Genomic DNA, 25,951 nt, shown 5'->3' on the forward strand with positions numbered 1-25,951 from the left:
GCGGGCAAGCCTCGCTCCTACAAGGGCAGCGCAAAACCTGTGGGAGCGAGCTTGCTCGCGATGAAATCACCACGGATTACCTCATTCACACTAACAAGAGGTCCCATGCCCAACCGCCCGCCTCTCGACGCCGTCACCGCCCGCTGGGTTCCGTGGGTTGTCGCGATCGCTTTCTTCATGCAATCCCTCGACGGCACCATCCTCAACACCGCCCTGCCCGCCATGGCCCGAGACCTGGCCGAAGACCCGCTGCGCATGCAGGGCGTGATCATCGCCTACATGCTCACCGTCGCCTTGCTGATCCCCGCCTCAGGCTGGATCGCCGACCGTTTCGGCACCAAGAAAATCTTCTTCGGCGCGATTCTGCTGTTCAGTCTCGGCTCGTTGCTCTGCGCATTGTCGAGCACACTGAGCATGCTGATTGGCGCGCGGGTGATCCAGGGCCTGGGCGGTGCGCTGATGCTGCCGGTCGGACGGTTGGTGGTGCTGCGCGCCTACCCGCGCTCGGAGTTGGTGCGGATCATGGGTTTCATCACCATTCCCGGATTGCTCGGCCCGTTGATCGGCCCGACCATGGGCGGCTGGATGGTGGAATACCTGACCTGGCACTGGATCTTCCTGATCAACCTGCCCGTGGGCGCCGTCGGGTGTTACGCGGTGTGGAAATTCATCCCCGATCTGCGTGGCAGCGAACGCACGCGTTTCGACAGCCTGGGCTTTTTGCTGTTTGGCGCAGCGATGGTGCTGATCACCATTGCCATGGAAGGTCTCGGCGAATTGCACCTGCCGCACTTGCGCGTGATGTTGCTGCTGTTCGGCGGCATGGCCTGTCTGGCGGCCTACTGGTTACGGGCCGGGCACATTGAAAATCCACTGTTCGCGCCGTCGCTGTTCAAGACCCGGACGTTTGCCGTCGGCATCCTCGGCAACCTGTTCGCCCGACTGGGCAGCGGCGCCCTGCCGTTTCTCGTGCCGTTGCTGTTGCAAGTGGCGCTGGGTTACTCACCGTCCCAGGCCGGGATGAGCATGCTGCCGCTGGCGGCGGCAGCGATGGTCGCCAAGTCGGTGGCGCGGCCGCTGATCGAACGTTTGGGCTATCGCATGGTGCTCACCGGCAACACGTTGGCGCTGGGACTGATGCTGGCAAGCATGGGTCTGGTCAGCGAGCAAACACCGTACTGGTTGCTGTTGGTGATGCTGTCGATCCTCGGCGCGATCAACTCCTTGCAGTTCACCGCAATGAACACCGTGACCCTGATCGACCTCGACGATGCCAGCGCCAGCAGCGGCAACAGCCTGCTGTCGGTGGTCGCACAATTGTCCCTGAGCCTCGGCGTTGCCTGCGCCGGTGCGCTACTCGGTGGTTTCACTGCCGAAGTCGGAAACGATGGCGTGGACACGGTTTTGGGCGCGTTCCAATTGACGTTTGTGACGGTCGGAATCATGGCGATGCTGGCCGCGACGATCTTTTCGCAGCTCTCAAAGGAAGACGGACGGCGCGTCAAGCGTCCGGAAGAGCACATAGAGCCTTAGGGCGAATGGCCACCGGGCTGGTACACTGCGCGACATTTTGTTTTGCAGGCCAGTCCCGTGACCACCATCGCCACCGCTTTTAATACTTTGCCGCTGTCCGCCGCCATGCTGGCTAACCTCGACTCCCTCGGTTATGCCCAGATGACGCCGATCCAGGCGCAAAGCTTGCCGGTGATCCTCAAGGGGATGGACCTGATCGCCCAGGCCAAGACCGGCAGCGGCAAGACCGCCGCCTTCGGTATCGGCCTGTTGAACCCGATCAATCCGCGCTTCTTCGGCTGCCAAGCGCTGGTCATTTGCCCGACGCGTGAGCTGGCTGACCAGGTCGCCAAGGAAATCCGTCGTCTGGCTCGTGCCGAAGACAACATCAAGGTCCTGACCCTGTGCGGCGGCGTGTCCTTCGGCCCGCAGATCGGCTCTCTGGAGCATGGCGCGCACATCATCGTCGGCACCCCGGGCCGCCTTCAGCAGCATTTGCGCAAAGGTTCGCTGGTGCTCCATGGCCTGAACACGCTGATCCTCGACGAAGCCGACCGCATGCTCGACATGGGCTTCTACGACTCCATCGAAGAAATCATTGCCCAGACCCCAGAGCGTCGCCAGACCCTGCTGTTCTCCGCCACGTACCCGACGGGTATCAAGCAGTTGGCGGCGAAATTCATGCGCACCCCTCAGATCGTGAAGGCCGAGGCGTTCCACGACGACACGCAGATCGAGCAGCGCTTCTACGAAATCTCCCCGGAAGAACGCATGAGCGCCGTGACCAAGGTCCTCGGCCACTTCCGCCCGGCATCCACCGTGGCCTTCTGCTTCACCAAGCAGCAGGTTCAGGAAACCGTTGATCACCTGACCTCCAAAGGCATCTCCGCCGTCGGCCTGCACGGCGATCTGGAACAGCGTGACCGTGACCAGGTACTGGCGATGTTCGCCAACCGCAGCACCTCGGTGCTGGTCGCCACTGACGTCGCCGCTCGCGGTCTGGACATCGATGCGCTGGACATGGTGATCAACGTCGAACTGGCCCGTGACTCGGAAATCCACATCCACCGTGTGGGCCGTACTGGCCGCGCGGGTGAGAAAGGTATTGCGATCAGCCTGGTCGCACCGTCCGAAGCCCACCGCGCCCAAGCCATCGAGCAACTGCAGAAGTCGCCGTTGAGCTGGGATCAAATCGACAACCTCACCTCCCAGGGCGGCGCACCGCTGCTGCCGGTGATGAGCACGCTGGTCATCGGCGCGGGCCGTAAAGACAAGGTGCGTCCGGGCGACATTCTGGGCGCACTGACGGGCGATGCGGGTATTCCGGGCGCTCAGGTCGGCAAGATCGCGATCTTCGACTTCCAGGCGTATGTGGCTGTTGAACGCGGGATCGCCAAGCAAGCCCTGCAGCGTCTGAACGACGGCAAGATCAAAGGCCGTTCGCTGCGCGTTCGCATCCTGTAAGCGATCTACGCACCAACAAAAATCCCCTGTGGGAGCGAGCTTGCTCGCGATGAGGCCAGCACATTCAACATAGTTGTTGTCTGACAGTCCGCCATCGCGAGCAAGCTCGCTCCCACATTGGTTTCGCGGTGAATTAAAAATTTGTGTGAGGACACCGTTTTGCGCTCTACCGAAGTCGTGATCATTGGCGCTGGCGCCGCAGGTTTGATGTGTGCGCTGACCGCCGCCGGGCGCGGGCGCAAGGTGATATTGCTCGACCATGCGAACAAGGCCGGCAAGAAAATCCTGATGTCGGGCGGTGGCCGCTGCAATTTCACCAACATGTACACCGAACCGAACAATTTCCTCTCGCAGAACGAACACTTCTGCAAATCGGCCCTGGCCCGCTACACCCAGTGGGATTTCATCGGGATGGTCGCCAAACACGGCGTGCCCTACCACGAGAAAAAACTCGGCCAATTGTTCTGCGATAACAAATCCAGCGACATCCTCGAGATGCTGCTCAACGAGTGCGATCAGGTCGGCGTCAGCCTGCACCTGGACACCTCTATCCAGCACATCGAGAAAATGGAAAGCGGCTACCTGCTGCAAACCACCCTTGACCAGATCACCTGCGAATCGTTAGTGATCGCCACGGGCGGCTTGTCGATCCCGACGCTGGGTGCGACCGGTTTCGGTTATCAAGTGGCCAGGCAGTTCGGCCACGACTTGCTGCCGACCCGCGCAGGTTTGGTGCCGTTCACCATCACCGATCAGCTCAAGGAACTTTGCACCGAGCTGTCCGGTACATCGGTGGATTGCCTGGTGAGCTGCAATGACCAGAGTTTCCGCGAGAACATCCTGTTCACTCACCGCGGCCTCAGTGGTCCGGCGATTTTGCAGATCTCGTCGTTCTGGGAGTCCGGCGATACGGTGGAGATCAACCTGCTGCCGGATCACGACGTGCCGACCTGGTTGCAACAGCAGCAGGCCGAGCGTCCGAACAGCGAGCTGAAAACCCTGCTCGGTGAAATCTTCACCAAGAAGATGGCCAACCTGCTGGCGGACAACTGGTTCGTGTCCAAACCGATGAAGCAGTACACCCACGCGGAAATTGCCGACATCGCCGAAAAACTGGCGAGCTGGAAAGTCGTGCCGGCCGGCACCGAAGGCTACCGTACCGCTGAAGTGACCCTGGGCGGCGTCGATACGCGAGAAGTCTCGTCCAAGACCATGGAATCGCTGAAAAGCCCCGGCCTGTACTTCATTGGTGAAGTACTCGACGTCACCGGGCATCTGGGCGGTTTCAACTTCCAGTGGGCCTGGGCCTCCGGTTACGCGGCTGCGCAGTACGTCTGATTCGACCGCGTTATCGTTCTTCGCGGGCAAGCCTCGCTCCTACAGATATCATCTGTACCGTAGGAGCGAGGCTTGCCCGCGAAGGCGTCCGAACAGGCAACACAGAACAATCAAGGAACAGATTTTGCTGTCAGATGTGATCGGCGCCATTGCGTCGGCGTCATTACTGGCTCAATTTAGCGTCATTGCCTCGGAAGGCCTCCGCACTTCATGCCATCGACCCCGTTTAATCAGTCTCTGCGTCGCCTCTGGGCGCTGGATAAATTCAGTTACAGCGTGCGGGTGTTCATCGCCCTGACCGGCAGCATGGCGCTGTGTTGGTATAAGGATGAAATGGGGCTGCTGATCCCGCTGTTCCTCGGGATCATCGCCAGCGCCCTGGCCGAGACCGACGACAGTTGGCAGGGCCGCCTTAACGCACTGGCCGTGACGCTGGTGTGTTTCAGCGTCGCCGCCTTCTCCGTCGAATTACTCTTCCCCTACCCCATCATTTTTATCATCGCCCTGGCGCTGGCCAGTTTCGGCCTGACCATGCTCGGTGCCCTCGGCGAACGCTATGGCGCGATTGCTTCGGCGACGTTGATCCTGTCGGTCTACACCATGATCGGCGTGGACCAGCGCGGCGGCGCCGTCACCGATTTCTGGCACGAGCCGGTGCTACTGGTGGCCGGTGCGGCCTGGTACGGTTTGCTCTCGGTGCTGTGGCAGGCGCTGTTTTCCAATCAGCCAGTGCAGCAAAGCCTGGCGCGGTTGTTCCGTGAACTGGGTTTTTACCTGAAGCTGAAATCGTCGCTGTTCGAGCCGATCCGCCAGATGGACGTGGAAGCGCGTCGACTGGAACTGGCGCAGCAAAACGGTCGTGTCGTGGCAGCACTGAACGCCGCCAAGGAAATCATCCTGCATCGGGTGGGCAACGGTCGACCGGGCTCGAAACTCAGCCGATACCTGAAGTTGTACTTCCTCGCCCAGGACATCCACGAGCGCGCCAGCTCCTCGCACTACCCTTACAACGCCTTGGCCGATGCCTTCTTTCACAGCGACGTGATGTTCCGTTGTCAGCGCCTGCTGCGCCAGCAAGGCAAGGCCTGCCGGGCGCTGGCCGAGTCGATCCAGATGCGCCAGCCGTTCATCTATGACGCCAGCTTCGCCGAAGCCCTGAGCGATCTGCACGCCTCCCTCGAACACCTGCGCATTCAGAGCAACCCGGCCTGGCGCGGGTTGTTGCGCTCGTTGCGGGCACTGGCGGCCAACCTCGGCACGCTCGACCGTTTGCTCAGCGATGCCAGCAACCCCGATGCCCTGGCCGACGCCACCGACAGCAGCCTGCTCGACCGTTCGCCACACAGCCTCAAGGATGTCTGGATACGCTTGCGCACCCAGCTGACACCGACCTCGTTACTGTTCCGTCACGCCCTGCGTTTGCCCCTGGCCTTGAGCATCGGCTACGCGATGGTGCATTTGATCCACCCGTCCCAGGGTTACTGGATCATCCTCACCACGCTGTTTGTCTGCCAGCCAAACTACGGCGCCACCCGCCGCAAACTCGGCCAGCGGATCATCGGCACAGCCATCGGCCTGACGGTGGCCTGGGCGCTGTTCGATCTGTTTCCGAATCCTTTGGTCCAGTCGTGCTTTGCGATCGCCGCCGGGGTGGTGTTCTTTATCAACCGCACCACCCGCTACACCTTGGCCACAGCCGCGATCACCTTGATGGTGCTGTTCTGCTTCAACCAGGTCGGGGATGGTTACGGGCTGCTCCTGCCGCGGCTGTTCGATACCTTGCTCGGCAGCCTGATCGCCGGGCTGGCGGTATTCCTGTTCCTGCCGGACTGGCAGGGCCGACGCCTGAATAAAGTGCTGGCCAACACGCTGACCTGCAACAGCATTTACCTGCATCAGATCATGCAGCAATACGCCGCCGGCAAAAGCGACGACCTGGCTTATCGCCTGGCCCGCCGCAACGCGCACAACGCTGATGCGGCGCTATCGACGACGCTCGCCAACATGCTGATGGAACCGGGGCATTTCCGTAAGGAAGCGGATGTCGGTTTTCGCTTCCTGGTGCTGTCGCACACCTTGCTCAGTTATTTATCCGGACTGGGCGCACACCGGGACACCCAGCTACCGTCGGACGTACACGAGCATTTGATCGACGGTGCCGGCGTGAAACTGGCCGCCAGCCTCGATGAAATTGCCCAAGGCCTGGCGAGCAAACTGCCGATTGCGATTCAAAGCGATGAGGAAGAGGCTCTGGCCAATATGCTTGAGCAGATGCCGGACGAAATCGATGAAGGGCAACGATTGGTGCAGACGCAGTTGGCGTTGATCTGCCGACAGCTTGGACCATTGCGGACGTTGGCAACGCATCTCATTAAAGACACCAGCGAAACCTGAGATCGTTCCCACACAGAGTGGTGGGAACGACCATCACATTCCATGGCGTTTCATCAACCTCTCGTAACTCCCATCCACTTTCATCGCCGCGATCTCGCGGTCGAAACCGGCGACGATCTGTGCATGCCTGGGGTTCTTCAGGCTGACCAGGATGTGCAGGCTGTTCTCGCTCAGCGGCTTGGGCAAAAACTCCACGGCATTGCGCACCTTGGAGGATTCCCCGGCCAGGTAGTAACGTGCGACATATTCGTCTTCCAGCGTCAATTTGACCCGGTCCGCGGCGACCATGCGCACAGCCATGGAGAAGCTGTGCACCGGGACCTTCTGCAGCGACACGTCGCCATCAAACGCCGGCGAATAGGCATAACCGCGCACCATCGCTATCGGGTAGGTATGCAGTTGTTGCAGGTTGTTGTATTCGATCGGTGTGTCTTTGCGCTTGAGAAAGCGCACGCGGTTGAGCAGATACTCGCCGGAATACTGGCCAAGTTTCGTGCGATCGTCGGTGTACCAGGCGTTGACCAACACGTCGTATCGACCCTCACCCACCCCCAGTAACGCCCGTGCCCAAGGCACTTGTTCGAAATCACTGGCATAACCGGCCCGGCCCAGCGCGGTGCTGACGATGTCCGTGGCCAACCCACCGTTGAGCAGCGTGGCGTCGGTAAAGGGCGGCCAGGCATCAGCCACCAATCGCAGCTTTTCCGCTGCCGCGCCTTGAGTCAGTAACAGCAACCCAATCAAAGCAAAGGCTCGATGCAATCGCGGCATGCTCGAAAATCCTTAGCGGGCGGGACGCCCGACATGTTTTCAGCCAAAACTCCAAGGCTCCCTGTACGGCCAAACCCAAGAACTAACATTAACTCATCGAAGCCACTGCACAGCGCTTCATCTCAGATTACACAAAGAAGACAACGCCACGCGAAATGAATGATGGCTTTTTGGCCTTTGTCACAGATTCCTCTGCCATAAAGACATCTTTCGTCTGGGCGCTTAGTATCGGAACGACATTGTTCAAGGAATGTGAAGATGACAATCGATTGGGTCTGCAAACACCACAGCGATCTAGGCAAAGAGCAGCTGTACGCCATTCTGCAGCTGCGTGCAGAAGTGTTTGTCGTTGAGCAGAAATGCGTCTATCAAGACGTCGATGGCCAGGATCTGGAAGGTGACACCTGCCATTTAATGGCCTGGGACGGGGATCGGCTGGTGGCGTACCTGCGATTGCTCGACCCGGAGTTACAGGGTGGTGACGTGGTGATCGGCCGGGTGATCATTGCCCCTCAAGCGCGCGGCACCGGGCTTGGGCATGAGCTGATGGCGCAGGCGTTGAAGCAGGCTGAAAAGCGCTGGCCTGAAGTACCGATCTATCTCTCGGCCCAGGCGCATTTGCAGGGGTATTACGGGCGGTACGGGTTTGTGGTGGCGGGTGAGGAGTTTCTGGAGGATGGCATTCCGCATATCGGGATGCGCCGTCCCTGAGGGCCCTATCGTCGGAACGCCGCCCGGACCAAGCTCGCTCCCACAGTAAATCTTCGTTGCGCCGCGGATCAGTGTGGGAGCGAGCTTGCTCCGGGCGGCGATCCGACGATGACGTCAGTTCAGTCACCGCGTCAGTTCAAGGATATTCCAGCACCGCTTTGATCTGCCGAAGATTGCGCTCGATCCACCCCCGATCTATCGCCCCCCACTCACGAATCCGATAGCGCCCGGCATGATTGCGCGCGCCTTCTTCCTGCTCGAACTCGCAAACAATATCCAGATCCGCCAATGCCGCGATGGTGTCCTGAGCCGTGCGTCGGGGCATGCCGGTGACTTCGGTCAACGCCGGGACGCTACTGGCCAGCCCGCTATCAATCAGGTACGCCACGTACAACCGACGATAGAAGCTGCTCTTGGTCTTGCTTACATCCATCTAAACACTCCCGGTTGCGATATTTTGATCTCTATTGCATATCCCGCCACGTCAGGTACACCCGCACATCGAACTCCACCTGGTGATACCCCGGCAACATGTGTTCGCACAGTTTGTAGAACGCCTTGTTGTGATCCGACTCCTTGAAGTGCGCCAGTTCATGCACCACGATCATTTTCAGAAACTCGGCAGGCGCCTCCTTGAACAACGAAGCGACACGAATTTCTTTCTTGGCCTTGAGCTTGCCGCCCTGCACCCGGGATATCGCGGTGTGCAGGCCGAGGGCGCGGTGGGTCAGGTCGAGGCGGTTGTCGAACAACACCTTGTCGATGGCCGGGGCGTTACGCAGGTATTCCTGCTTGAGGTCCAGCGTGTAGGTGTACAACGCCTTGTCGCTCTGTACCCGATGTTTTTCCGGGTAACGCTGGCTCAGGTAGTCGCCCAGCCGACCGTCGGCGATCAGCTGGCGCACTTGGTCCTGCAGCGCGGCGGGATAGGCCTGGAGGTATTTCAACGCGGTCATTGGGGCGGCAACACGATTCACGAAAAGGTCGCCAGTGTAGCGAATTCAGCCGGTCAGCGTGTTCCAGTCGAACGGCTGCACGAAGTCGCCGACGTCCTCGGCCATCATCGGCCGTGCGACCAGAAACCCTTGCACGTACTCGCAACCATTGGCTTGCAGCCATCGATATTGCGCAACGGTTTCCACCCCTTCGGCGACCACCAGCATCCCGTACTGCTTGCACAGGTCGATCACATTGCGCACCAGCGCCGCATCGCGTGAGGACTCCGGTAGCCGGGCAATCAAATGCCGGTCGAGCTTAAGCGTATCCAGCTCCAGATCACGCAGATGAGCCAGCGAACACGGCCCGGAACCGAAGTCATCCAAGGCCACTCGCACGCCCAGGTTTCGCAGCAGGCGCAGCTGTTTGCGAGTTTCCTCCGGGTTTTGCATCAAGCCCTCTTCAGTGACCTCGACTTCCAGATGGCGCGCCTGCACACCATGACGCTCCAGTACCTGGCGCAACTCGGTGACCAGATTGGGCATGCCAAACTGCGTACTGCTCAAACTGACGCCCAGCACCAGATCCTCAGCAAACAAGGTTTCCCAGGCTTTTAGCTGGCTCGCCACTTGTTGATAGATCCAGCTGCCCAGGCGACTGATCAACCGCGCCTCTTCCAGCAACGGCAAAAACAGCCCCGGCGGTACATCGCCGACGCTCGGGTGTTGCCAGCGCAGCAGCGCTTCGAAGCCGCGAATCTGCCCACTGGCAATGGCCAGCTGAGGTTGATACACCAAATTGAAATCACGGTTCTCGATCGCCGCGCGCACACTTTCTTCGAGCATCAGCCGCGAGCGTGCGCGGCCGTTCATCTCGTGATCGTAGAAACGATATTGCTGACGGCCGGCGCGCTTGGCTTCGTACATGGCGATGTCGGATGCGCGCAGCAAGCCGTCGAGATTGGCACCGCAATCCGGATACGTCGCAATGCCGATACTGGCGCCCAATGCGATATCCAGACCATCAATCTGCTGACAGATCGACACCCGCTCAATGAGTTTCTCGGCAATTTTTGCCGCTTGCTCGGGGAATTCCAGATCCAGCAAAGCAGTGAACTCATCACCGCCCATGCGCGCCAGAATGTCGAAGGGCCGCAGACTGGCCTTCAACTGCTCGGACACCCAACGCAGCACCCGGTCGCCGGCATCGTGACCGAGGGAATCATTGACCCGCTTGAAGCCGTCGAGGTCCAGATACAGCAGAACCCAGGCGCTGTCGGAACGTTCCCCACGCAGCAGCAGGTTTTCCGCCGTCTGATAAAAGCCGCGACGATTGAGCAGCCCGGTCAATGGGTCAGTGACCGCCTGGAACTCCAGCTGCTGATGCAGATGGCGCACCACCGACATGTCCAGCACCGTCACCACCATCGCATGTTGTTCGCTGGGCAATGGCGCGCAGGACAACGCCACGGGCACCTGTTGACCGGGCGCCGTACGCAGCAATGCATCGTGCAGTCGCAGGGTTTCGCCGCGTTTGTAACCGGCGAACAGCTCGGAGTCAGCCCAGATCGGGATGTGCGGATTTTGCAGGAAATCCAGGAACTCTTTGCCCTGCAGGTCTTGCACCGTGGCATTGAGTAGCCGCGACATCGCCGGATTGGCAAAGCGGATCAGACCGTCCTCACCGACCACCAGGATGCCTTCGGCGGCGTTGTCCAGCACCGAGGCATTGAACGCGCGTGCGACCTCCAGATCATGGCTCAGGCGCTGCAACGCACGGCGATTGCGCTGATGCTCGAGCAGCGCCTGGACTTTTGGCTTGAGAATTTGCGGGTCGAACGGCTTGAACAGGTAATCCACCGCGCCGCTGGCATAGCCCTTGATCACGGCGTCCTGGGACTGTTCGTTGGCGCTGAGGAAAATGATGGGGGTCAGGCGAGTTCGCTGACTGCCACGCATCAGGCGCGCCACTTCAAAACCGTCCATGTCCGGCATCTGCACATCCAGCAGTACCAGATCGACATCGTGCTCGAGTAAAAGACTGAGTGCCTCGAAGCCAGAGGCGGCGGTCATGACCTGCCAGTCCTGGCGCTGCAACAACGCGCGCATGCTGATCAGGTTTTCAGGGTAATCATCGACGATTAAAAGAATTGAACTGCCTTCAGCTGGCGTGGGTTGCGCGCATTCCATGCTGCTTCTCTTATGCGGGACGTCAGGCCGGTTTTTCGTGAAAACCGGACAAATACTAAGTCTTCACTCTAGACCGGGATCCGCGAAAGCAGTAGGTGTCAGTGCGCCATCATTTAACCAAAGCGTTCGTTTACCGACTAACGGTCGGCGCTACAGGCCCCTGAAACCGGGAAAAATGGCCTTTTGACAGGAGTTTGACGTCAACCGCTTGTCATTTACACATTAACAAATTGAACTTCTGCGATTATAAAGAATGCCCCCGAGGCGCGTGCCAGAGCTTCTGGTACGTCCGTGCTGCAAAATCTGTGGAAGCTTTGTCTATGATCGATCTCGCAACCTGGAACCTCAGCGTTCCTGTCGGCAATCCGCCGTACACCGTTGAAACAAGCAAACTGGTGGACGGCTTCAAGGATCAATACTTCCATTCCAACACCGGCACGTTGTTTTTCTGGTCGCCGGTGACCGGCACTAAAACTGAAAACGCAAAGTATCCCCGCACCGAACTTCGCGAAACCTACAGCAACGGCACCCTGCGCAACTGGCTCTACCCGGACGCCGACAACTCCCTGCGTGCCACCCTGGCGGTGAACCAGGTACCGAGCTCGGGCAAGATCGTCATTGGCCAGATCCACGCCTATCAAAGCCAGAAACCCATGGTGAAGCTCGAGTATCAGTACTCGACCAGCACGCAGTCGGGCAACATCGTCGCCAAGGTTCGTATGCGCCCTGATGACGGTGAAGGGCGGGTGATCACCCTTGCTACCGGGGTGAAACTGGATAAGGAATTCAACTACCTCATCCACCTGAGCCCGGGCGGCGCGCTGGGCATCAGTGCGGCGGGCTATCAGTGGAACACCGACATCAGCGCGTCCTGGCGCGACAAGCCGCTGTACTTCAAGGCTGGGGTTTATGTGCAGGACAACACCGGGTACACCAGTGAAGGCGGAAAAGTGACGTTCAGCAAACTCGATATTGATCACGACAAGTAAGCCCTTAAGCGCGACTCAATCCCCGTAGCTGCCGGAGCCCGCGAGGCTGCGTCCGGCTGCGAAGCAGTCGTAAAACCGGCGACTGCGTTTTTTCAGGAAGCCTGTGTTTGCCAGATTGCGACCGCTTCGCGATCGAACGCAGCCTCGCAGGCTCGACAGCTGCTACAAAATCCTGGCGTCCGCAAAATTCGTAGGACCACTCCCACCGTAACGAGGGAGCTTGCTCCCGCTGGGCGGCAAAGCAGCCCCAAACCCTGCCACCCGATTTCTTCAGACACACCGCAGTGCCCGGTTTTACGACGGCTGCGTCGCCGAACGGGGCGATGCGGCGTTCCGACAAGCCCCTTCGCCAAAAGTGCGCGGTCCTACACCCCGGTTGCAGCCACCAAAGTCGCCGCTTATAGTTCGCCCCGTCGCCGGCTACAGTCGGCGATAGGGTTTCGCAGCCCTACCGAGTTAGAACCACAACCGTCAAAATACGACACGGGCAGCGCTTGCCCGTACTCGCGTTTTTATGGCGGCTGTGCGTGGGAGACTCTCGGGTCTGCCGGGTCTTAACTCCTCGGTCTGCGAACCCGCGCACAGCTGTCACCCAATTTGTTTCGCAGCAAACGGTGGCTAATTCTTTTCTTGAGTTAAGGATTACCCATGTCAAATCAGCTACCGCCCCGCCGCTTCACCCCCATGTCCCAATTCGCCACCGACTACCCCGTCCTGCTCATCGACAGCGACGCCCCGCTGCGCGAACTCCACAACTGCGTCAGCGAACGCCTCAACGCCGTTCTCAAATACCTGCACTCATGGCCTGCACCAGCCTGCCGGACTACGCCGAGAACGATATCAACACCGTCACCAACATTGCCCGGATCATGGTCCAGGACATTGCGGATGTGTTTGGGGTGATTGAGCAGAGTGGGTTCGATACACACATCACTCATCGCAGTCACCGTCGCGCCAAAGAACTTACGCGGATCAAACTCGCTCGGGTTGGTGGCCATCAGGCGACGCATCGCACCGGTGGAGGCCCGGCGCAGGTCGGTGTCGATGCTGACCTTGCGCACGCCGTGTTTGATACCTTCGACGATTTCTTCAACCGGTACGCCGTAGGTTTCTTTGATGTTGCCGCCGTACTGGTTGATGATCGCCAGCCACTCTCGTGGAACCCATCAAGGACCGTGCATCACCAGGCGGGTGTTCGGATGCGTTTGTGGATTCTTGACGATCTATGATCCCCGTGTCGCCGCTGGCCGTGGACTTAAATACGACGTAGATAAAATGTTTCGCATACGCTACATTCAGCTATGAATGTTACGGTAGCGGAACATGGATTATTTTCTGTTGATCAGCCGTCTTGGCAACCAATTACGCGAAAAACGTATAAATCGCGGTCTGACGCAAGCACAGCTTGCCGACCTCGCGGGACTGACACGATACAAAGTCATTGCAGTAGAGAAAGGTACTCTGTCTGTCGGCATGATCGCCTATGCGCGTGTCCTTGGCGCTCTGGATTGTGAGCTTGCTGTCGTTCCAGCTGCTATGCCGACCCTTGAAGAGCTTGGGGATTTATTCGAATGAAGATGACCTCTCTCAAAGTCAGCACGCCTGAGGGGCGTAGCGGCAGGCTTTTCAGCGATGCCGAAGACTTCACTTTCCGTTATCACGAAGATGCATCGCCAGAAATGGCTATCAGCTTGTCGATGCCAGTAAGGCATGACGAGTTTCGTCGGCGTGAACTGCACCCTGTTTTTCAGATGAACCTGCCGGAAGGCTATGTATTGGAGCAACTGCGAAATCGATTAGCCAAGACTGTGAATGTCGACCCGATGCTGTTACTGGCGCTTTCCGGCAGCACTTCGCCCATTGGCAGGGTTCAAGTGCGCTCTGAAACGGTTGACGCCTTGCTGGAGGAGCAACAATTTCCGGGGGAAAAACTCGAAGAGATTCTGACGTGGGACGGCACGGAAGATATCTTCGCTGACATTCTTGATCGCTACATTCTGCGTGCCGGCATTTCCGGCGTTCAACCCAAAGTGTTGGTACCGGAACGCCAAGAAACCGGATTACCACGAGTGACCTCGAAAACCTCGGACCTGATCATCAAAAGCGGTCGAGACGAATATCCCGGTCTGGCAATCAACGAGTTCCTTTGCATGTCCATTGCGAAGGAGGCCGGTATTCCCGTTCCGCCGTTTTACCTTTCCGACAATGCCAAGCTGTTTGTCATGCGTCGCTTTGATCGCGACGACCAGCTCAACCCAATTGGATTTGAAGACATGGCGGTGTTGATGGGGCTATCGGCTAACCAGAAGTACAGCAAAAGCTATGCGGCAATCGCCAAGGCTATCCGTGTGTTCTGCCCGACTAAACATTTACGCACCTCCCTTGATCAACTCTTCGATAGCGTTGCCCTGAGCTGTATTGTCGGGAATGGCGACGCTCATTTGAAAAACTTCGGATTGCTCTATTCCGAGCCTACGCAACGCGATGCACGCCTGGCGCCGGCCTACGACATCGTCAACACCACGGCCTATATTCCGGAAGATGTTTTGGCTTTGGATCTGGCGGGCAACAAGTCAATGTTTGCCTCGCGGCAAGGACTGCTGGAGTTTGCGCACACCTGTGAGATCGAGCGACCCCAGGAGCGCATTCAGCAATTGCTTGCCTCGGTTGAAGCAGTACTTGAGCGCTATCCTGAGTATCGGGAACAGGTACCTCATGTGGTCAGTGCCATTGAGCAAGCGGCAGCGCCATTTTCTCTGACTTTTGGGTAGTGATTGCGCGCAAAAGTCCCTGCCCATAAAAAACCCGCCTCGCGGCGGGTTTTTTATGCGATTCAAACGCTAAAGGCTTAGTTAACCTTAGCGTTCAACTCACCCTTCAAATAACGCTGATACATCGCTTCCAACGAGATCGGCTTGATCTTCGAAGCATTACCGGCAGTCCCGAAAGCTTCGTAGCGAGCGATACACACATCACGCATCGCAGTAACAGTTGCGCCGAAGAACTTACGCGGATCAAACTCGCTCGGGTTGGTCGCCATCAAGCGACGCATCGCGCCGGTGGAGGCCAGGCGCAGGTCGGTGTCGATGTTGACCTTGCGCACGCCGTGCTTGATGCCTTCGACGATTTCTTCAACCGGTACGCCGTAGGTTTCTTTGATGTCGCCGCCGTACTGGTTGATGATCGCCAGCCAGTCTTGCGGAACCGAAGACGAGCCGTGCATCACCAGGTGGGTGTTCGGGATGCGTTTGTGGATTTCTTTGATGCGGTCGATGGCCAGCACGTCGCCGGTAGGCGGCTTGGTGAACTTGTACGCGCCGTGGCTGGTGCCGATGGCGATGGCCAGGGCGTCGACCTGGGTGCGCTTGACGAAGTCAGCGGCTTCTTCCGGGTCGGTCAGCATTTGGCTGTGATCCAGAACGCCTTCGGCGCCGATGCCGTCTTCTTCACCAGCCATGCCGGTTTCCAGCGAACCCAGGCAGCCCAGCTCGCCTTCTACCGATACGCCGCAGGCGTGAGCCAGGGCTACAGTTTGTTGGGTAACGCGGATGTTGTAGTCGTAGTCGGTCGGGGTCTTGCCGTCTTCGCCCAGGGAACCGTCCATCATCACCGAGCTGAAGCCCAGTTGAATGGAGCGCTGGCAGACGTCAGGGCTGGTGCCGTGGTCTTGGTGCATGCACACCGGGATGTGCGGGAATTCTTCGATTGCCGCCAGGATCAGGTGACGCAGGAACGGTGCGCCGGCGTATTTGCGAGCACCGGCGGAAGCCTGGACGATCACCGGGGAGTCAGTCTTGTCAGCGGCTTCCATGATGGCGCGCATCTGCTCAAGGTTGTTGACGTTGAAGGCTGGAACGCCGTAGCCGAACTCGGCTGCGTGGTCCAGCATCTGGCGCATGCTGATAAGTGCCATTGTGTGTGTATCTCCCGGTTGAGGGTCGTTAATCGTGCCAGCCTGCCGTAGCGGCGGCGGCTATTCAAGTTATTGCAGATCGGGGGTTAGTCCCGGCCCGCTCATTCGGTAGTACGCAGAAACCCTGTGGGAGCGAGCTTGTGTGGTGAGGGGATTTATCCCCGCTGGGTCGCGAAGCGACCCTGAAACCTGCAACTGCGGCGTATCAGATACACCGCTTGCATTCGATTCACGACTGCTTCGCAGCCGAACGGGGATAAATCCCCTCACCACACAAGCTCGCTCCCACATTGATCTCTGTGAATCAAATCAATCGTCTTACTCGGCTTTGCAACCGCGGCCGATCAAATCATTGGTGGCGACCCAGTACACCAGGCCTTCCTCACCTTTTATGTGAAACGCCAGCATGTCGTTGCTGTACAGCGAACCGTCGGCGCCCGGTTCATGTTTCAAGCGGTAGACCTGAGCGGCACCGCCCAGGCGAACGTCGACTTCCTTGCGGCTTTCGTCGCTGTAGCGCCAGAGCACTTTGGCCTGACTGTCGCAGGTCCAGGTGGTCCAGCTGTCCGTCGATTCGGCAGGCTTGAACAGGTTCAAATTGGCGCAACCTGCCAGCAGAGCCAGCGCCGTAACGGCGATAAAACCTTTCATCCATGTTCCTCGACTGACGACGCACGCCGCCAGTCCTGAGTAAAGTGTCAGACCCGTCAAGGGCAACCATGTTCCTTGGCCGGGGTCTGCGTCTCGTATTTGTCCAGGCCATCAGGCCCGGAACGCCTGTTGATCACCGGGTTGGTTTCGGCCTGCCAATCGGCCTGGTAGCAGCCTTTGTCCTGTTCAGGCGTCTCGGGTACCTTCGGGGCTTTCGGGTTACTCCCGCAAGCCGCAAGCGAACCCGCGACAATCAATAGCGCTAATGTCTTGACCATCTGAACACTCCTTTGCCTGGTCAAATGGGCGGCCTCAGGCCTTCGCCCGGCTTTCCAGAACTTCAACGGCCGGCAGAACCTTGCCTTCGACGAATTCGAGGAACGCGCCGCCGCCGGTAGAAATGTAGGAGATCTGATCGGCAACGCCATATTTATCGATCGCTGCCAGTGTGTCGCCGCCGCCGGCGATGGAGAACGCCGAGCTTTGTGCGATGGCCTGGGCCAGGACTTTGGTGCCGTTACCGAACTGGTCGAATTCAAACACGCCCACCGGGCCGTTCCAGAGGATGGTCTTGGACGACTTCAGCAGCTCGGCGAAATTCGCCGCGGTCTGTGGGCCGATGTCCAGAATCATGTCATCTGCGGCCACATCAGCGATCAGCTTGACGGTAGCGGTGGCGCTTTCAGCGAATTCCTTGGCAACGACGACGTCGACCGGCAGCGGCACGCTGACCTTGGCGGCGATGGCGCGGGCGGTGTCCAGCAGATCCGGCTCGTACAGAGACTTGCCGACCGGGTGACCGGCAGCGGCCAGAAAGGTGTTGGCAATGCCGCCGCCGACGATCAGTTGGTTGCAGATCTGGCTCAAGCTGTTGAGTACGTCGAGTTTGGTCGAGACCTTGGAGCCGGCAACGATGGCCGCCATGGGTTGAGCCGGGGCGCCGAGGGCTTTGCCCAGTGCGTCCAGTTCGGCGGCCAGCAGAGGGCCAGCGGCCGCGACTTTGGCGAACTTGGCCACGCCATGGGTCGAACCCTCGGCGCGGTGAGCGGTGCCGAAGGCGTCCATCACGAACACATCGCACAGGGCAGCGTATTGCTTGGCCAGTTCGTCAGCGTTCTTTTTTTCGCCCTTGTTGAAGCGCACGTTTTCGAACAGCACGATGTCGCCGGCTTTCACGTCGACGCCGCCGAGGTAATCGGCCACCAGCGGCACTTCACGGCCCAGGGCCTTGCTCAAGTAATCAGCGACTGGCTTGAGGCTATTCTCGGCCGAGAACTCGCCTTCGGTCGGACGGCCAAGGTGCGAGCAGACCATCACGGCCGCGCCTTTTTCCAGGGCCAGCTTGATGGTCGGCAGCGAGGCCAGGATTCGCGCATCGCTGGTGACTACACCGTCCTTGACTGGGACGTTGAGGTCTTCGCGGATCAGTACGCGCTTACCTTGCAGATCGAGGTCGGTCATCTTCAACACGGTCATGGGTCGCATTTCCTACTGTTTTGGAGAGCAGTGTTTTGGAGAGCCAGCGGATTGCAGATAGTGCCCTGCAACGTCCAGCATTCGGTTGGCAAACCCCCATTCGTTGTCGAACCAGGCCAGGATGTTCACCAGCCGTGGGCCGGAAACTCGGGTCTGACTGGCATCGACGATGGCCGAATGTGGGTCATGGTTGAAATCACAACTGGCGTGAGGCAACTCGGTGTAGGCCAGAAGGCCTTTGAGCGGGCCGCTGGTGGCGGCCTCGCGCAAAATCCGGTTGACCTCGGTGGCGTCGGTGTCGCTCACGGTCTGCATCGTAATGTCGAGGCAAGACACGTTAACCGTCGGCACCCGCACGGCTTTGGCCTGAATTCTCCCGGCAAGTTCCGGTAACAGCCGTTCGATGCCTCGTGCCAGACCAGTGGACACCGGAATCACCGACTGAAACGCCGAACGGGTGCGGCGCAAGTCTTCGTGATGATAAGCGTCGATCACCGGCTGATCGTTCATCGCCGAGTGAATGGTGGTGATCGACACGTATTCCAGACCAATGGCCTGATCCAGCAGACGCAACAGCGGCACGCCGCAGTTGGTGGTGCAGGACGCGTTGGACACCAGCAACTCTTCACCGGTCAGACAATCCTGGTTCACGCCGTATACGATGGTGGCGTCGACATCCGCTTCGCTGGCCATCGGCTGGGAAAACAGCACGCGAGGCGCGCCGGCGTCGAGGAAACGCTGGCCGTCTTCACGGGTGTGGTAAGCGCCGGAGCACTCCAGCACCAGATCGACGCCCAGTGACGCCCAATCGATGCCTTCGGGGGTGGCACTGCGCAGGACCTTCACGCAGTCGCCATTAATATGCAGACAATCGCCGTCGACCTTCACTTCTCCGGGAAAACGCCCGTGAGTGGAGTCGAAGCGTGTCAGGTATTCAATGCTGGCCATGTCAGCCAGATCGTTGATCGCAACAATTTCAAACCCGGCCTTATCGCCTCGCTCAAACAACGCACGCAAGACGCAACGACCAATCCGGCCGTAGCCGTTGAGTGCAACTTTGTAAGGACGCGGTTGAGGCATGGGGTTCTCGATTACCGTGTGAATCCTTTGATTCAGTATTGCCTGAACCGACGCTATCGCGAGCAAGCTCGCTCCCACATTGGGTTTGTGTTGTGAACACTGCTTGTGTCACACAACAAATCCCTGTGGGAGCGAGCTTGCTCGCGATGACGTCAGCTCAGACGACACATCTTCTGGATCAGTCTTCCAGCAGTTCTTCAGCCTGACCCAGGATGTTTTCCAGGGTGAAGCCGAACTCTTCGAACAAGGCTGGCGCAGGCGCCGACTCGCCGTAGGTGGTCATGCCGATCACGCGGCCTTCCAGGCCCACGTACTTGTACCAGTAGTCCGCGTGGGCGGCTTCGATGGCGATACGGGCGCTGACCTGCAACGGCAGAACCGCTTGCTTGTAGCCGGCGTCCTGAGCATCGAACACGCTGGTGCAAGGCATCGAAACCACACGCACCTTGCGACCTTGTTCGGTCAGCTTGTCGTAGGCCTGAACCGCCAGACCCACTTCGGAACCGGTGGAGATCAGGATCAACTCAGGCTCGCCTGCGCAGTCCTTCAACACATAACCGCCACGGGCGATGTCGGCGATCTGGAACGCATTGCGGGTTTGGTGCTGCAGGTTCTGACGCGAGAAGATCAGCGCCGAAGGGCCGTCCTTGCGTTCCAGAGCCAGTTTCCAGCACACCGCCGATTCAACGGCATCGGCTGGGCGCCAGGTGTCGAGGTTCGGCGTGCTGCGCAAGCTGGTCAGTTGCTCGATCGGCTGGTGAGTCGGACCGTCTTCGCCCAGACCGATGGAGTCGTGGGTGTAGACAAACACGACACGCTGCTTCATCAGCGAGGCCATGCGCACTGCGTTGCGGGCGTATTCCATGAACATCAGGAAGGTCGCGCCGTAAGGCACCAGACCGCCGTGCAGAGCCACGCCATTCATGATCGCGCTCATGCCGAACTCGCGAACGCCGTAGTACATGTAGTTGCCGCTGGCGTCTTCAGCCGAAACACCTTTGCAACCTTTCCACAGGGTCAGGTTGGAACCGGCCAGGTCAGCGGAGCCGCCCAGCAGTTCAGGCAACAGCGGGCCGTAGGCATTCAGTGCATTCTGGCTGGCTTTACGGCTGGCGATGGTTTCGCCCTTGGCGGCGACTTCAGCAATATAAGCAGAGGCTTTTTCAGCGAAGTCTTCCGGCAGGTCGCCGCTCAGACGACGAATCAGCTCGTTGGCCAACTCAGGGAAAGCTGCAGAGTAGGCCGCGAAACGCTGATCCCACTCGGCCTCGGCCGCGCGGCCGGTTTCCTTGGCGTCCCACTCGGCGTAGATGTCGGCCGGGATTTCGAACGGGCCGTGATTCCATTTCAGCGCAGCGCGGGTCAGAGCGATTTCCGCGTCACCCAGTGGGGCGCCGTGGCAGTCTTCTTTGCCTTGCTTGTTCGGAGAACCGAAACCGATGGTGGTCTTGCAGCAGATCAGCGTCGGTTGCTCGCTTTTACGCGCGGTTTCGATCGCGATCTTGATCTCTTCAGGGTCGTGACCGTCGACGTTGCGGATGACCTGCCAGTTGTAGGCTTCGAAACGCTTAGGCGTGTCATCGGTGAACCAGCCTTCGACTTCGCCGTCGATGGAGATGCCGTTGTCATCGTAGAAGGCGATCAGTTTGCCCAGGCCCAACGTACCGGCCAGGGAGCCGACTTCGTGGGAAATGCCTTCCATCATGCAGCCATCACCCAGGAACACGTAGGTGTGGTGGTCGACGACGTTGTGGCCCGGACGGTTGAATTGCGCCGCCAGGACTTTCTCTGCCAAGGCAAAACCAACGGCGTTGGCCAGGCCTTGGCCCAGTGGACCGGTGGTGGTTTCAACGCCCGGGGTGTAGCCGAGTTCCGGGTGGCCCGGGGTGCGGCTGTGCAGCTGGCGGAAGTTCTTCAGGTCATCGATCGACAGATCGTAGCCGGTCAGGTGCAGCAGCGAGTAGATCAACATCGAGCCGTGACCGTTGGACAGCACGAAGCGGTCACGGTCGGCGAACGATGGATTGCTCGGGTTGTGCTTCAGGTAGTCACGCCAAAGTACTTCGGCGATATCCGCCATACCCATAGGGGCACCGGGATGGCCGCTGTTGGCTTTTTGCACGGCATCCATGCTGAGGGCACGAATGGCGTTGGCACGCTCACGACGGCTGGGCATCGCTGTTCTCCTGCGGGTTCTGAATCGAGAGTGAATAAAACGAAACGGAAAAAAGGCGAGCATTTTCCCTCACCGGGCCGCCTCGGGGCAATGACAGATAGTCATCTGAAGGCGTTTTTCCGGTGGATAAAGTCGCATTCGCCTGATGAAACCTTTCCGCTGACGATTTGTAGAGTGACCCTTTCCCCGAGAAGTGCCATCTATCGAGCAATATCAAAACTTTTTGATATTGCTCTTGCGATGATTTCTGACCATCACTAGACTGCTGGCCTTATGAATTTACGCGCACCTTCCATTCGACCTGACAATTGCGATGAGCTGGCGGCCCTGTGCAAGGCCGGCGGTGATCCTCTGCGTCTGAATGTACTGCGCGCGCTGGCCAACGATTCGTTCGGCGTGCTGGAACTGGCGCAGATCTTCGGCATCGGTCAGTCCGGCATGAGTCACCACCTCAAGGTATTGGCCCAGGCCGATCTGGTGGCGACGCGCCGCGAAGGCAACGCGATTTTCTACCGCCGCGCCCTGCCCCACACCGACCTGCTGGGCGGCAAGCTGCACGCTGCGCTACTGGAGGAAGTGGATAACCTGACCCTGCCTGCCGAGGTGCAGTCGCGGATCGGTCAGGTCCATGGGCAACGAGCGGCGGCCAGCCAGGACTTTTTCTCACGGGTCGCGGAAAAGTTTCGCGCTCAGCAAGACTTGATCGCCGGCCTGCCGCAATACCGCGAAAGCGTGGTGGCATTGCTCGACAAGTTGAGTTTCAGCGAAGGCGCCACGGCCATCGAAGTCGGCCCCGGAGATGGCGCATTTCTGCCGGAACTGGCGCGCCGCTTCACCCAGGTCACGGCGCTGGACAACAGCCCGGCGATGCTCGAACTGGCGCGCCAGGTTTGCGAACGTGAAACGCTGGCTAACGTCAGCCTGCAATTGGCCGATGCATTGAACGGTGTCCGCCTCAAGGCTGACTGCGTTGTACTGAACATGGTGCTGCACCATTTCGCCGCGCCGGCCGAAGCACTCAAGCACATGGCCAACTTGCTGCACCCGGGCGGTAGCCTGCTCGTGACAGAGTTATGTAGCCACAACCAGAGTTGGGCCAGGGAGGCCTGCGGTGATCTATGGTTGGGGTTTGAACAGGACGATTTGGCCCGTTGGGCCACCGCTGCGGGACTCGCTCCCGGGGAAAGCCTCTATGTAGGCTTACGTAATGGTTTCCAGATCCAGGTCCGCCATTTTCAGCGACCGGCTGGCGACACTCACCATCGGTAAATTCAGGAAAAAATCGAGATGAGCGAATACTCCCTCTTCACCTCCGAGTCCGTGTCCGAAGGACATCCGGACAAAATCGCCGACCAGATTTCCGATGCGGTGCTGGACGCCATCATTGCTGAAGACAAATTCGCCCGTGTAGCGGTCGAGACACTGGTTAAAACCGGCGTGGCAATCATCGCGGGTGAAGTCACCACATCGGCCTGGGTCGATCTGGAAGAGATCGTGCGTAGCGTCATTCTGGACATCGGCTATAACAGCTCCGATGTCGGCTTCGACGGCGCCACTTGCGGCGTGATGAACATCATCGGCAAGCAGTCCCCAGACATCAACCAAGGTGTCGACCGTGCCAAGCCTGAAGATCAAGGCGCCGGCGACCAGGGCCTGATGTTCGGCTACGCCAGCAACGAAACCGACGTGCTGATGCCAGCGCCGATCACCTTCTCGCACCAGCTGGTTCAGCGTCAGGCCGAAGCCCGTAAATCCGGCCTGCTGCCTTGGCTGCGCCCGGACGCCAAGTCGCAAGTGACTTGCCGCTACGAAGGCGGCAAGGTTGTCGGTATCGACGCCGTTGTACTGTCGACCCAGCACAACCCTGACGTGTCCTACAAAGACCTGCGCGAAGGCGTGATGGAACTGATCGTCAAGCACGTACTGCCTGCCGAACTGCTGAGCAAAGACACCCAATTCCACATCAACCCGACCGGCCAGTTCATCATCGGTGGCCCGGTAGGCGACTGCGGCCTGACCGGTCGCAAGATCATCGTTGACAGCTACGGCGGCATGGCCCGTCACGGCGGCGGCGCGTTCTCCGGTAAAGATCCATCGAAGGTTGACCGTTCGGCCGCCTACGCGGGTCGTTACGTGGCTAAAAACATCGTGGCGGCCGGCCTGGCCGAGCGTTGCGAAATCCAGGTTTCCTACGCGATCGGTGTTGCTCAGCCGACGTCGATCTCGTTGAACACCTTCGGCACCGGCAAGATCAGCGACGACAAAATCGTCAAACTGGTTCGCGAAGTGTTCGACCTACGACCATACGCAATCACCACCATGCTCGACCTGCTGCACCCGATGTACCAGGAAACCGCTGCGTACGGCCACTTCGGTCGCACCCCGGAAACCAAAACTGTGGGCGAAGACACGTTCACCACCTTCACCTGGGAAAAGACCGACCGCGCCGATTCCTTGCGCGCTGCTGCCGGCCTGTAAAACTTCCTTGGCGATACCAAAAGCCCCGCGCGGTTCGCCGTGCGGGGCTTTTTATTGTCCGCTGTCCGGATGCCGACACACGCTGAAAAACAGCCGGCCTGCTCATCCTGAAAATCCGTCCTAGCCTTCAAGCATTCCACTTGAGCAAGGACGCTCACGATGCTGCTCAACCTGCGCGTGTTTTTCGGTTTTCTACTGACATCTTTCTGCCTGACCACCCACGCCGCCGAATGCCCCGACTGGCCACCCTCACGCGCCCTGGACGAAGTCTCGTCACTGCAAAAACAAATCGACCTCTGGGACGACAGCTATCACCGGGAAGGCCGCTCATTGGTCGCCGACGAACTCTACGATCAGTCCCGTGTGCGACTGACCGAATGGCGCACCTGTTTTGGCCTGGGCCAATCCGCAGAACCGTTACGCACCGCGGGCGGCACGATTGCTCACCCCATCGCCCACACCGGCCTGGAAAAACTCCACGATGGTCGCGCCGTCGAAGCCTGGCTAAAAGGTCGGAACGATGTCTGGATCCAGCCAAAAATCGACGGTGTGGCGGTGACGCTAATCTATCGCAAAGGCCTGCTGACTCAGGCAATCAGTCGCGGTGATGGGATAAATGGCCAGGACTGGACGACTTCGGCGCGCCAGATCGCCGCCATCCCCAAACTATTGCCACAACCGCGGGACCTGCTGCTGCAAGGTGAACTCTATTGGCGCCTGACCGACCACGTACAGGCCCAGGCCGGCAGCCTCAATGCGCGCGCTACCGTGGCCGGTTTGATGGCCCGTAAAAAATTGAGCACTGAGCACGCCGCCGGGATCGGCCTGTTTGTCTGGGACTGGCCCCAAGGCCCGGCCAGTTTGCCCGCCCGCGTCGCGGCCCTGGATGAGTTGGGTTTCCCAAGCTCCGCACCTTACAGCCACTCGATCAAGGTATTCGCCGATGCCGAACGCTGGCGAGATCACTGGTATCGCTCGCCCCTGCCCTTCGCCAGTGATGGGATTGTCCTGCGCCAGGGTCAGCGTCCACTCGCCGAGCGCTGGCAGGCCAAACCACCTTATTGGAGCGTCGCCTGGAAATACCCTTTTGCTCAGGCGTTGGCCGAGGTGCGCAAGGTCCACTTCAACATTGGACGGACCGGACGGATCACGCCGGTCCTGGAACTGACACCGGTAATGCTTGATGACCGGCAGATCAAACGAGTCAGTGTGAGCTCACTGCAACGCTGGGAAATGCTGGATATCCGGCCTGGAGACCGGGTCGCCATCAGCCTGGCAGGCCTGACCATTCCAAGGCTTGACGGTGTCATGCTGCGCAGCACCCAACGCGCTGAATTGAGCGTACCGCTGGCTGAGGACTTTCATCATTTGAGTTGCTGGCAGCCGACACCGGGGTGCGAAAGCCAATTCCTCGCCCGACTGACCTGGCTCAGCGGCAAGCAGGGACTGGCCCTGCCCCATGTCGGTCCTGGCACTTGGGAGAAACTTTTCGAAACAGGCCGTCTGAATGGCCTGCTGGATTGGATGACCCTCGATGCTCAAGAGCTTGCTAACATCAACGGCTTCGGCGAACGCAGCAGTGCTCGTCTTTTGAACAGCTTCAACAGTGCCCGGCAACGCCCATTCGCTCGCTGGCTCAAGGCCTTGGGTTTGCCACCGACGGGCCAGGCACGCCTCGCCAACTCATGGCAGGAGCTGGCGCAACGAAGCACCGAACAATGGCAGTCAGAACCTGGCATCGGCCCGGGACGCGCAGCGCAGTTGAGTGCATTTTTCCGCGACCCGCAGGTCCTGGCCTTGAGTGAAACATTACGTGTTGCCGGGATTGACGGTTTTTAAAACGGGTGATGCCCACCAACCCGGAACCCAATGG

At 59.3% G+C, this 25,951-nt stretch carries 21 protein-coding genes and 2 pseudogenes; 12 read left to right on the plus strand and 11 right to left on the minus strand.

Annotated elements, in window-relative coordinates; all coding sequences use genetic code 11:
* The first annotated feature begins 105 nt into the window (after window positions 1-105).
* The 4 genes from mdtD to yccS all read left to right on the plus strand — a co-directional run bounded on the left by mdtD (window position 106) and on the right by yccS (window position 6,708).
* A complete protein-coding gene (gene mdtD, locus ACYZT7_RS30025) occupies window positions 106-1,533 on the plus strand; it encodes a multidrug transporter subunit MdtD (RefSeq protein ID WP_462039283.1) in 1,428 nt (475 codons plus the stop codon).
* Between the two features lie 57 nt (window positions 1,534-1,590).
* A complete protein-coding gene (gene dbpA, locus ACYZT7_RS30030) occupies window positions 1,591-2,976 on the plus strand; it encodes an ATP-dependent RNA helicase DbpA (RefSeq protein ID WP_462039284.1) in 1,386 nt (461 codons plus the stop codon).
* Window positions 2,977-3,135: 159 nt separating this feature from the next.
* A complete protein-coding gene (locus ACYZT7_RS30035) occupies window positions 3,136-4,314 on the plus strand; it encodes a BaiN/RdsA family NAD(P)/FAD-dependent oxidoreductase (RefSeq protein WP_462039285.1) in 1,179 nt (392 codons plus the stop codon).
* A 210-nt stretch (window positions 4,315-4,524) separates the two neighbouring features.
* Complete coding sequence (yccS, locus tag ACYZT7_RS30040; protein WP_462039286.1) at window positions 4,525-6,708, plus strand: YccS family putative transporter; 2,184 nt, start codon at window positions 4,525-4,527, stop codon at window positions 6,706-6,708.
* A gap of 33 nt (window positions 6,709-6,741) precedes the next feature.
* On the opposite strand, the gene ACYZT7_RS30045 is transcribed toward yccS, so the two are convergent.
* Window positions 6,742-7,479: a substrate-binding periplasmic protein gene (locus tag ACYZT7_RS30045; RefSeq protein ID WP_462039287.1), complete on the minus strand. Its 738-nt coding sequence runs from the start codon at window positions 7,477-7,479 to the stop codon at window positions 6,742-6,744.
* A 258-nt stretch (window positions 7,480-7,737) separates the two neighbouring features.
* On the opposite strand from ACYZT7_RS30045, the gene ACYZT7_RS30050 reads away from it, so the two are divergent.
* A complete protein-coding gene (locus ACYZT7_RS30050) occupies window positions 7,738-8,190 on the plus strand; it encodes a GNAT family N-acetyltransferase (protein WP_462039288.1) in 453 nt (150 codons plus the stop codon).
* Window positions 8,191-8,326: 136 nt separating this feature from the next.
* On the opposite strand, the gene ACYZT7_RS30055 is transcribed toward ACYZT7_RS30050, so the two are convergent.
* From ACYZT7_RS30055 to ACYZT7_RS30065, 3 genes are read right to left on the minus strand one after another with little or no spacing between them, the layout of a single operon-like run.
* The gene (locus ACYZT7_RS30055; protein WP_007894945.1) at window positions 8,327-8,623 is read right to left on the minus strand and encodes a winged helix-turn-helix domain-containing protein; all 297 of its coding nucleotides are present in this window, start codon (window positions 8,621-8,623) and stop codon (window positions 8,327-8,329) included.
* Window positions 8,624-8,654: 31 nt separating this feature from the next.
* Window positions 8,655-9,146 (minus strand): M48 metallopeptidase family protein, encoded by a 492-nt coding sequence (locus ACYZT7_RS30060; RefSeq protein ID WP_033060381.1) that lies wholly within the window; start codon window positions 9,144-9,146, stop codon window positions 8,655-8,657.
* 45 nt (window positions 9,147-9,191) lie between these two features.
* Window positions 9,192-11,315 carry a putative bifunctional diguanylate cyclase/phosphodiesterase gene (locus tag ACYZT7_RS30065; protein ID WP_462039289.1) on the minus strand — a complete coding sequence of 708 codons (2,124 nt, stop codon included), beginning with the start codon at window positions 11,313-11,315 and terminating at the stop codon, window positions 9,192-9,194.
* Between the two features lie 320 nt (window positions 11,316-11,635).
* On the opposite strand from ACYZT7_RS30065, the gene ACYZT7_RS30070 reads away from it, so the two are divergent.
* Together ACYZT7_RS30070 and ACYZT7_RS30075 are read left to right on the plus strand one after the other, a co-directional pair.
* Window positions 11,636-12,304, plus strand: a complete 669-nt coding sequence (locus ACYZT7_RS30070; RefSeq protein ID WP_462039290.1) for a polysaccharide lyase family 7 protein — start codon at window positions 11,636-11,638, stop codon at window positions 12,302-12,304.
* A 648-nt stretch (window positions 12,305-12,952) separates the two neighbouring features.
* Window positions 12,953-13,230: pseudogene (locus ACYZT7_RS30075) on the plus strand (fructose-bisphosphate aldolase); the annotation flags it as partial.
* Here the strand turns inward: ACYZT7_RS30075 and ACYZT7_RS30080 are convergent.
* Window positions 13,225-13,503, minus strand: a pseudogene (locus tag ACYZT7_RS30080) (class II fructose-bisphosphate aldolase); the annotation flags it as partial. The pseudogenes ACYZT7_RS30075 and ACYZT7_RS30080 overlap by 6 nt on opposite strands.
* Window positions 13,504-13,627: 124 nt before the next feature.
* On the opposite strand from ACYZT7_RS30080, the gene ACYZT7_RS30085 reads away from it, so the two are divergent.
* Together ACYZT7_RS30085 and ACYZT7_RS30090 are read left to right on the plus strand one after the other, a co-directional pair.
* A complete protein-coding gene (locus ACYZT7_RS30085; protein ID WP_449645621.1) occupies window positions 13,628-13,879 on the plus strand; it encodes a helix-turn-helix domain-containing protein in 252 nt (83 codons plus the stop codon).
* Entirely contained in the window at window positions 13,876-15,075 is a 1,200-nt protein-coding gene (locus ACYZT7_RS30090) for a type II toxin-antitoxin system HipA family toxin (RefSeq protein ID WP_449645620.1), read from the plus strand. The genes ACYZT7_RS30085 and ACYZT7_RS30090 overlap by 4 nt, the downstream gene beginning before the upstream one ends.
* 77 nt (window positions 15,076-15,152) lie before the next feature.
* Here the strand turns inward: ACYZT7_RS30090 and fba are convergent, their stop codons facing one another.
* The 6 genes from fba to tkt all read right to left on the minus strand — a co-directional run bounded on the left by fba (window position 15,153) and on the right by tkt (window position 21,600).
* Window positions 15,153-16,217, minus strand: coding sequence for a class II fructose-bisphosphate aldolase (fba, locus tag ACYZT7_RS30095; RefSeq protein WP_046045276.1), 1,065 nt, complete (start codon window positions 16,215-16,217; stop codon window positions 15,153-15,155).
* A 318-nt stretch (window positions 16,218-16,535) separates the two neighbouring features.
* Window positions 16,536-16,868, minus strand: coding sequence for an MliC family protein (locus ACYZT7_RS30100; protein ID WP_462039291.1), 333 nt, complete (start codon window positions 16,866-16,868; stop codon window positions 16,536-16,538).
* A gap of 56 nt (window positions 16,869-16,924) precedes the next feature.
* Complete coding sequence (locus ACYZT7_RS30105; protein WP_462039292.1) at window positions 16,925-17,146, minus strand: hypothetical protein; 222 nt, start codon at window positions 17,144-17,146, stop codon at window positions 16,925-16,927.
* Window positions 17,147-17,180: 34 nt separating this feature from the next.
* Window positions 17,181-18,344, minus strand: coding sequence for a phosphoglycerate kinase (locus ACYZT7_RS30110; RefSeq protein WP_462031153.1), 1,164 nt, complete (start codon window positions 18,342-18,344; stop codon window positions 17,181-17,183).
* 12 nt (window positions 18,345-18,356) lie between these two features.
* The gene (epd, locus tag ACYZT7_RS30115) at window positions 18,357-19,424 is read right to left on the minus strand and encodes an erythrose-4-phosphate dehydrogenase (protein ID WP_462039293.1); all 1,068 of its coding nucleotides are present in this window, start codon (window positions 19,422-19,424) and stop codon (window positions 18,357-18,359) included.
* Window positions 19,425-19,602: 178 nt separating this feature from the next.
* The gene (gene tkt, locus ACYZT7_RS30120) at window positions 19,603-21,600 is read right to left on the minus strand and encodes a transketolase (protein WP_462039294.1); all 1,998 of its coding nucleotides are present in this window, start codon (window positions 21,598-21,600) and stop codon (window positions 19,603-19,605) included.
* A 273-nt stretch (window positions 21,601-21,873) separates the two neighbouring features.
* Between tkt and ACYZT7_RS30125 the strand changes: the two genes are divergently transcribed.
* From ACYZT7_RS30125 to ligB, 3 genes are all read left to right on the plus strand, one after another.
* On the plus strand, window positions 21,874-22,869 hold the full coding sequence (locus ACYZT7_RS30125; protein ID WP_462039295.1) for an ArsR/SmtB family transcription factor: 996 nt from the start codon (window positions 21,874-21,876) through the stop codon (window positions 22,867-22,869).
* Between the two features lie 18 nt (window positions 22,870-22,887).
* Complete coding sequence (gene metK, locus ACYZT7_RS30130; RefSeq protein WP_462039296.1) at window positions 22,888-24,078, plus strand: methionine adenosyltransferase; 1,191 nt, start codon at window positions 22,888-22,890, stop codon at window positions 24,076-24,078.
* A 159-nt stretch (window positions 24,079-24,237) separates the two neighbouring features.
* Complete coding sequence (ligB, locus tag ACYZT7_RS30135; protein ID WP_462039297.1) at window positions 24,238-25,917, plus strand: NAD-dependent DNA ligase LigB; 1,680 nt, start codon at window positions 24,238-24,240, stop codon at window positions 25,915-25,917.
* Window positions 25,918-25,951 lie beyond the last annotated feature (34 nt).

The sequence above is a fragment of the Pseudomonas sp. RT4P38 genome (assembly GCF_054897765.1).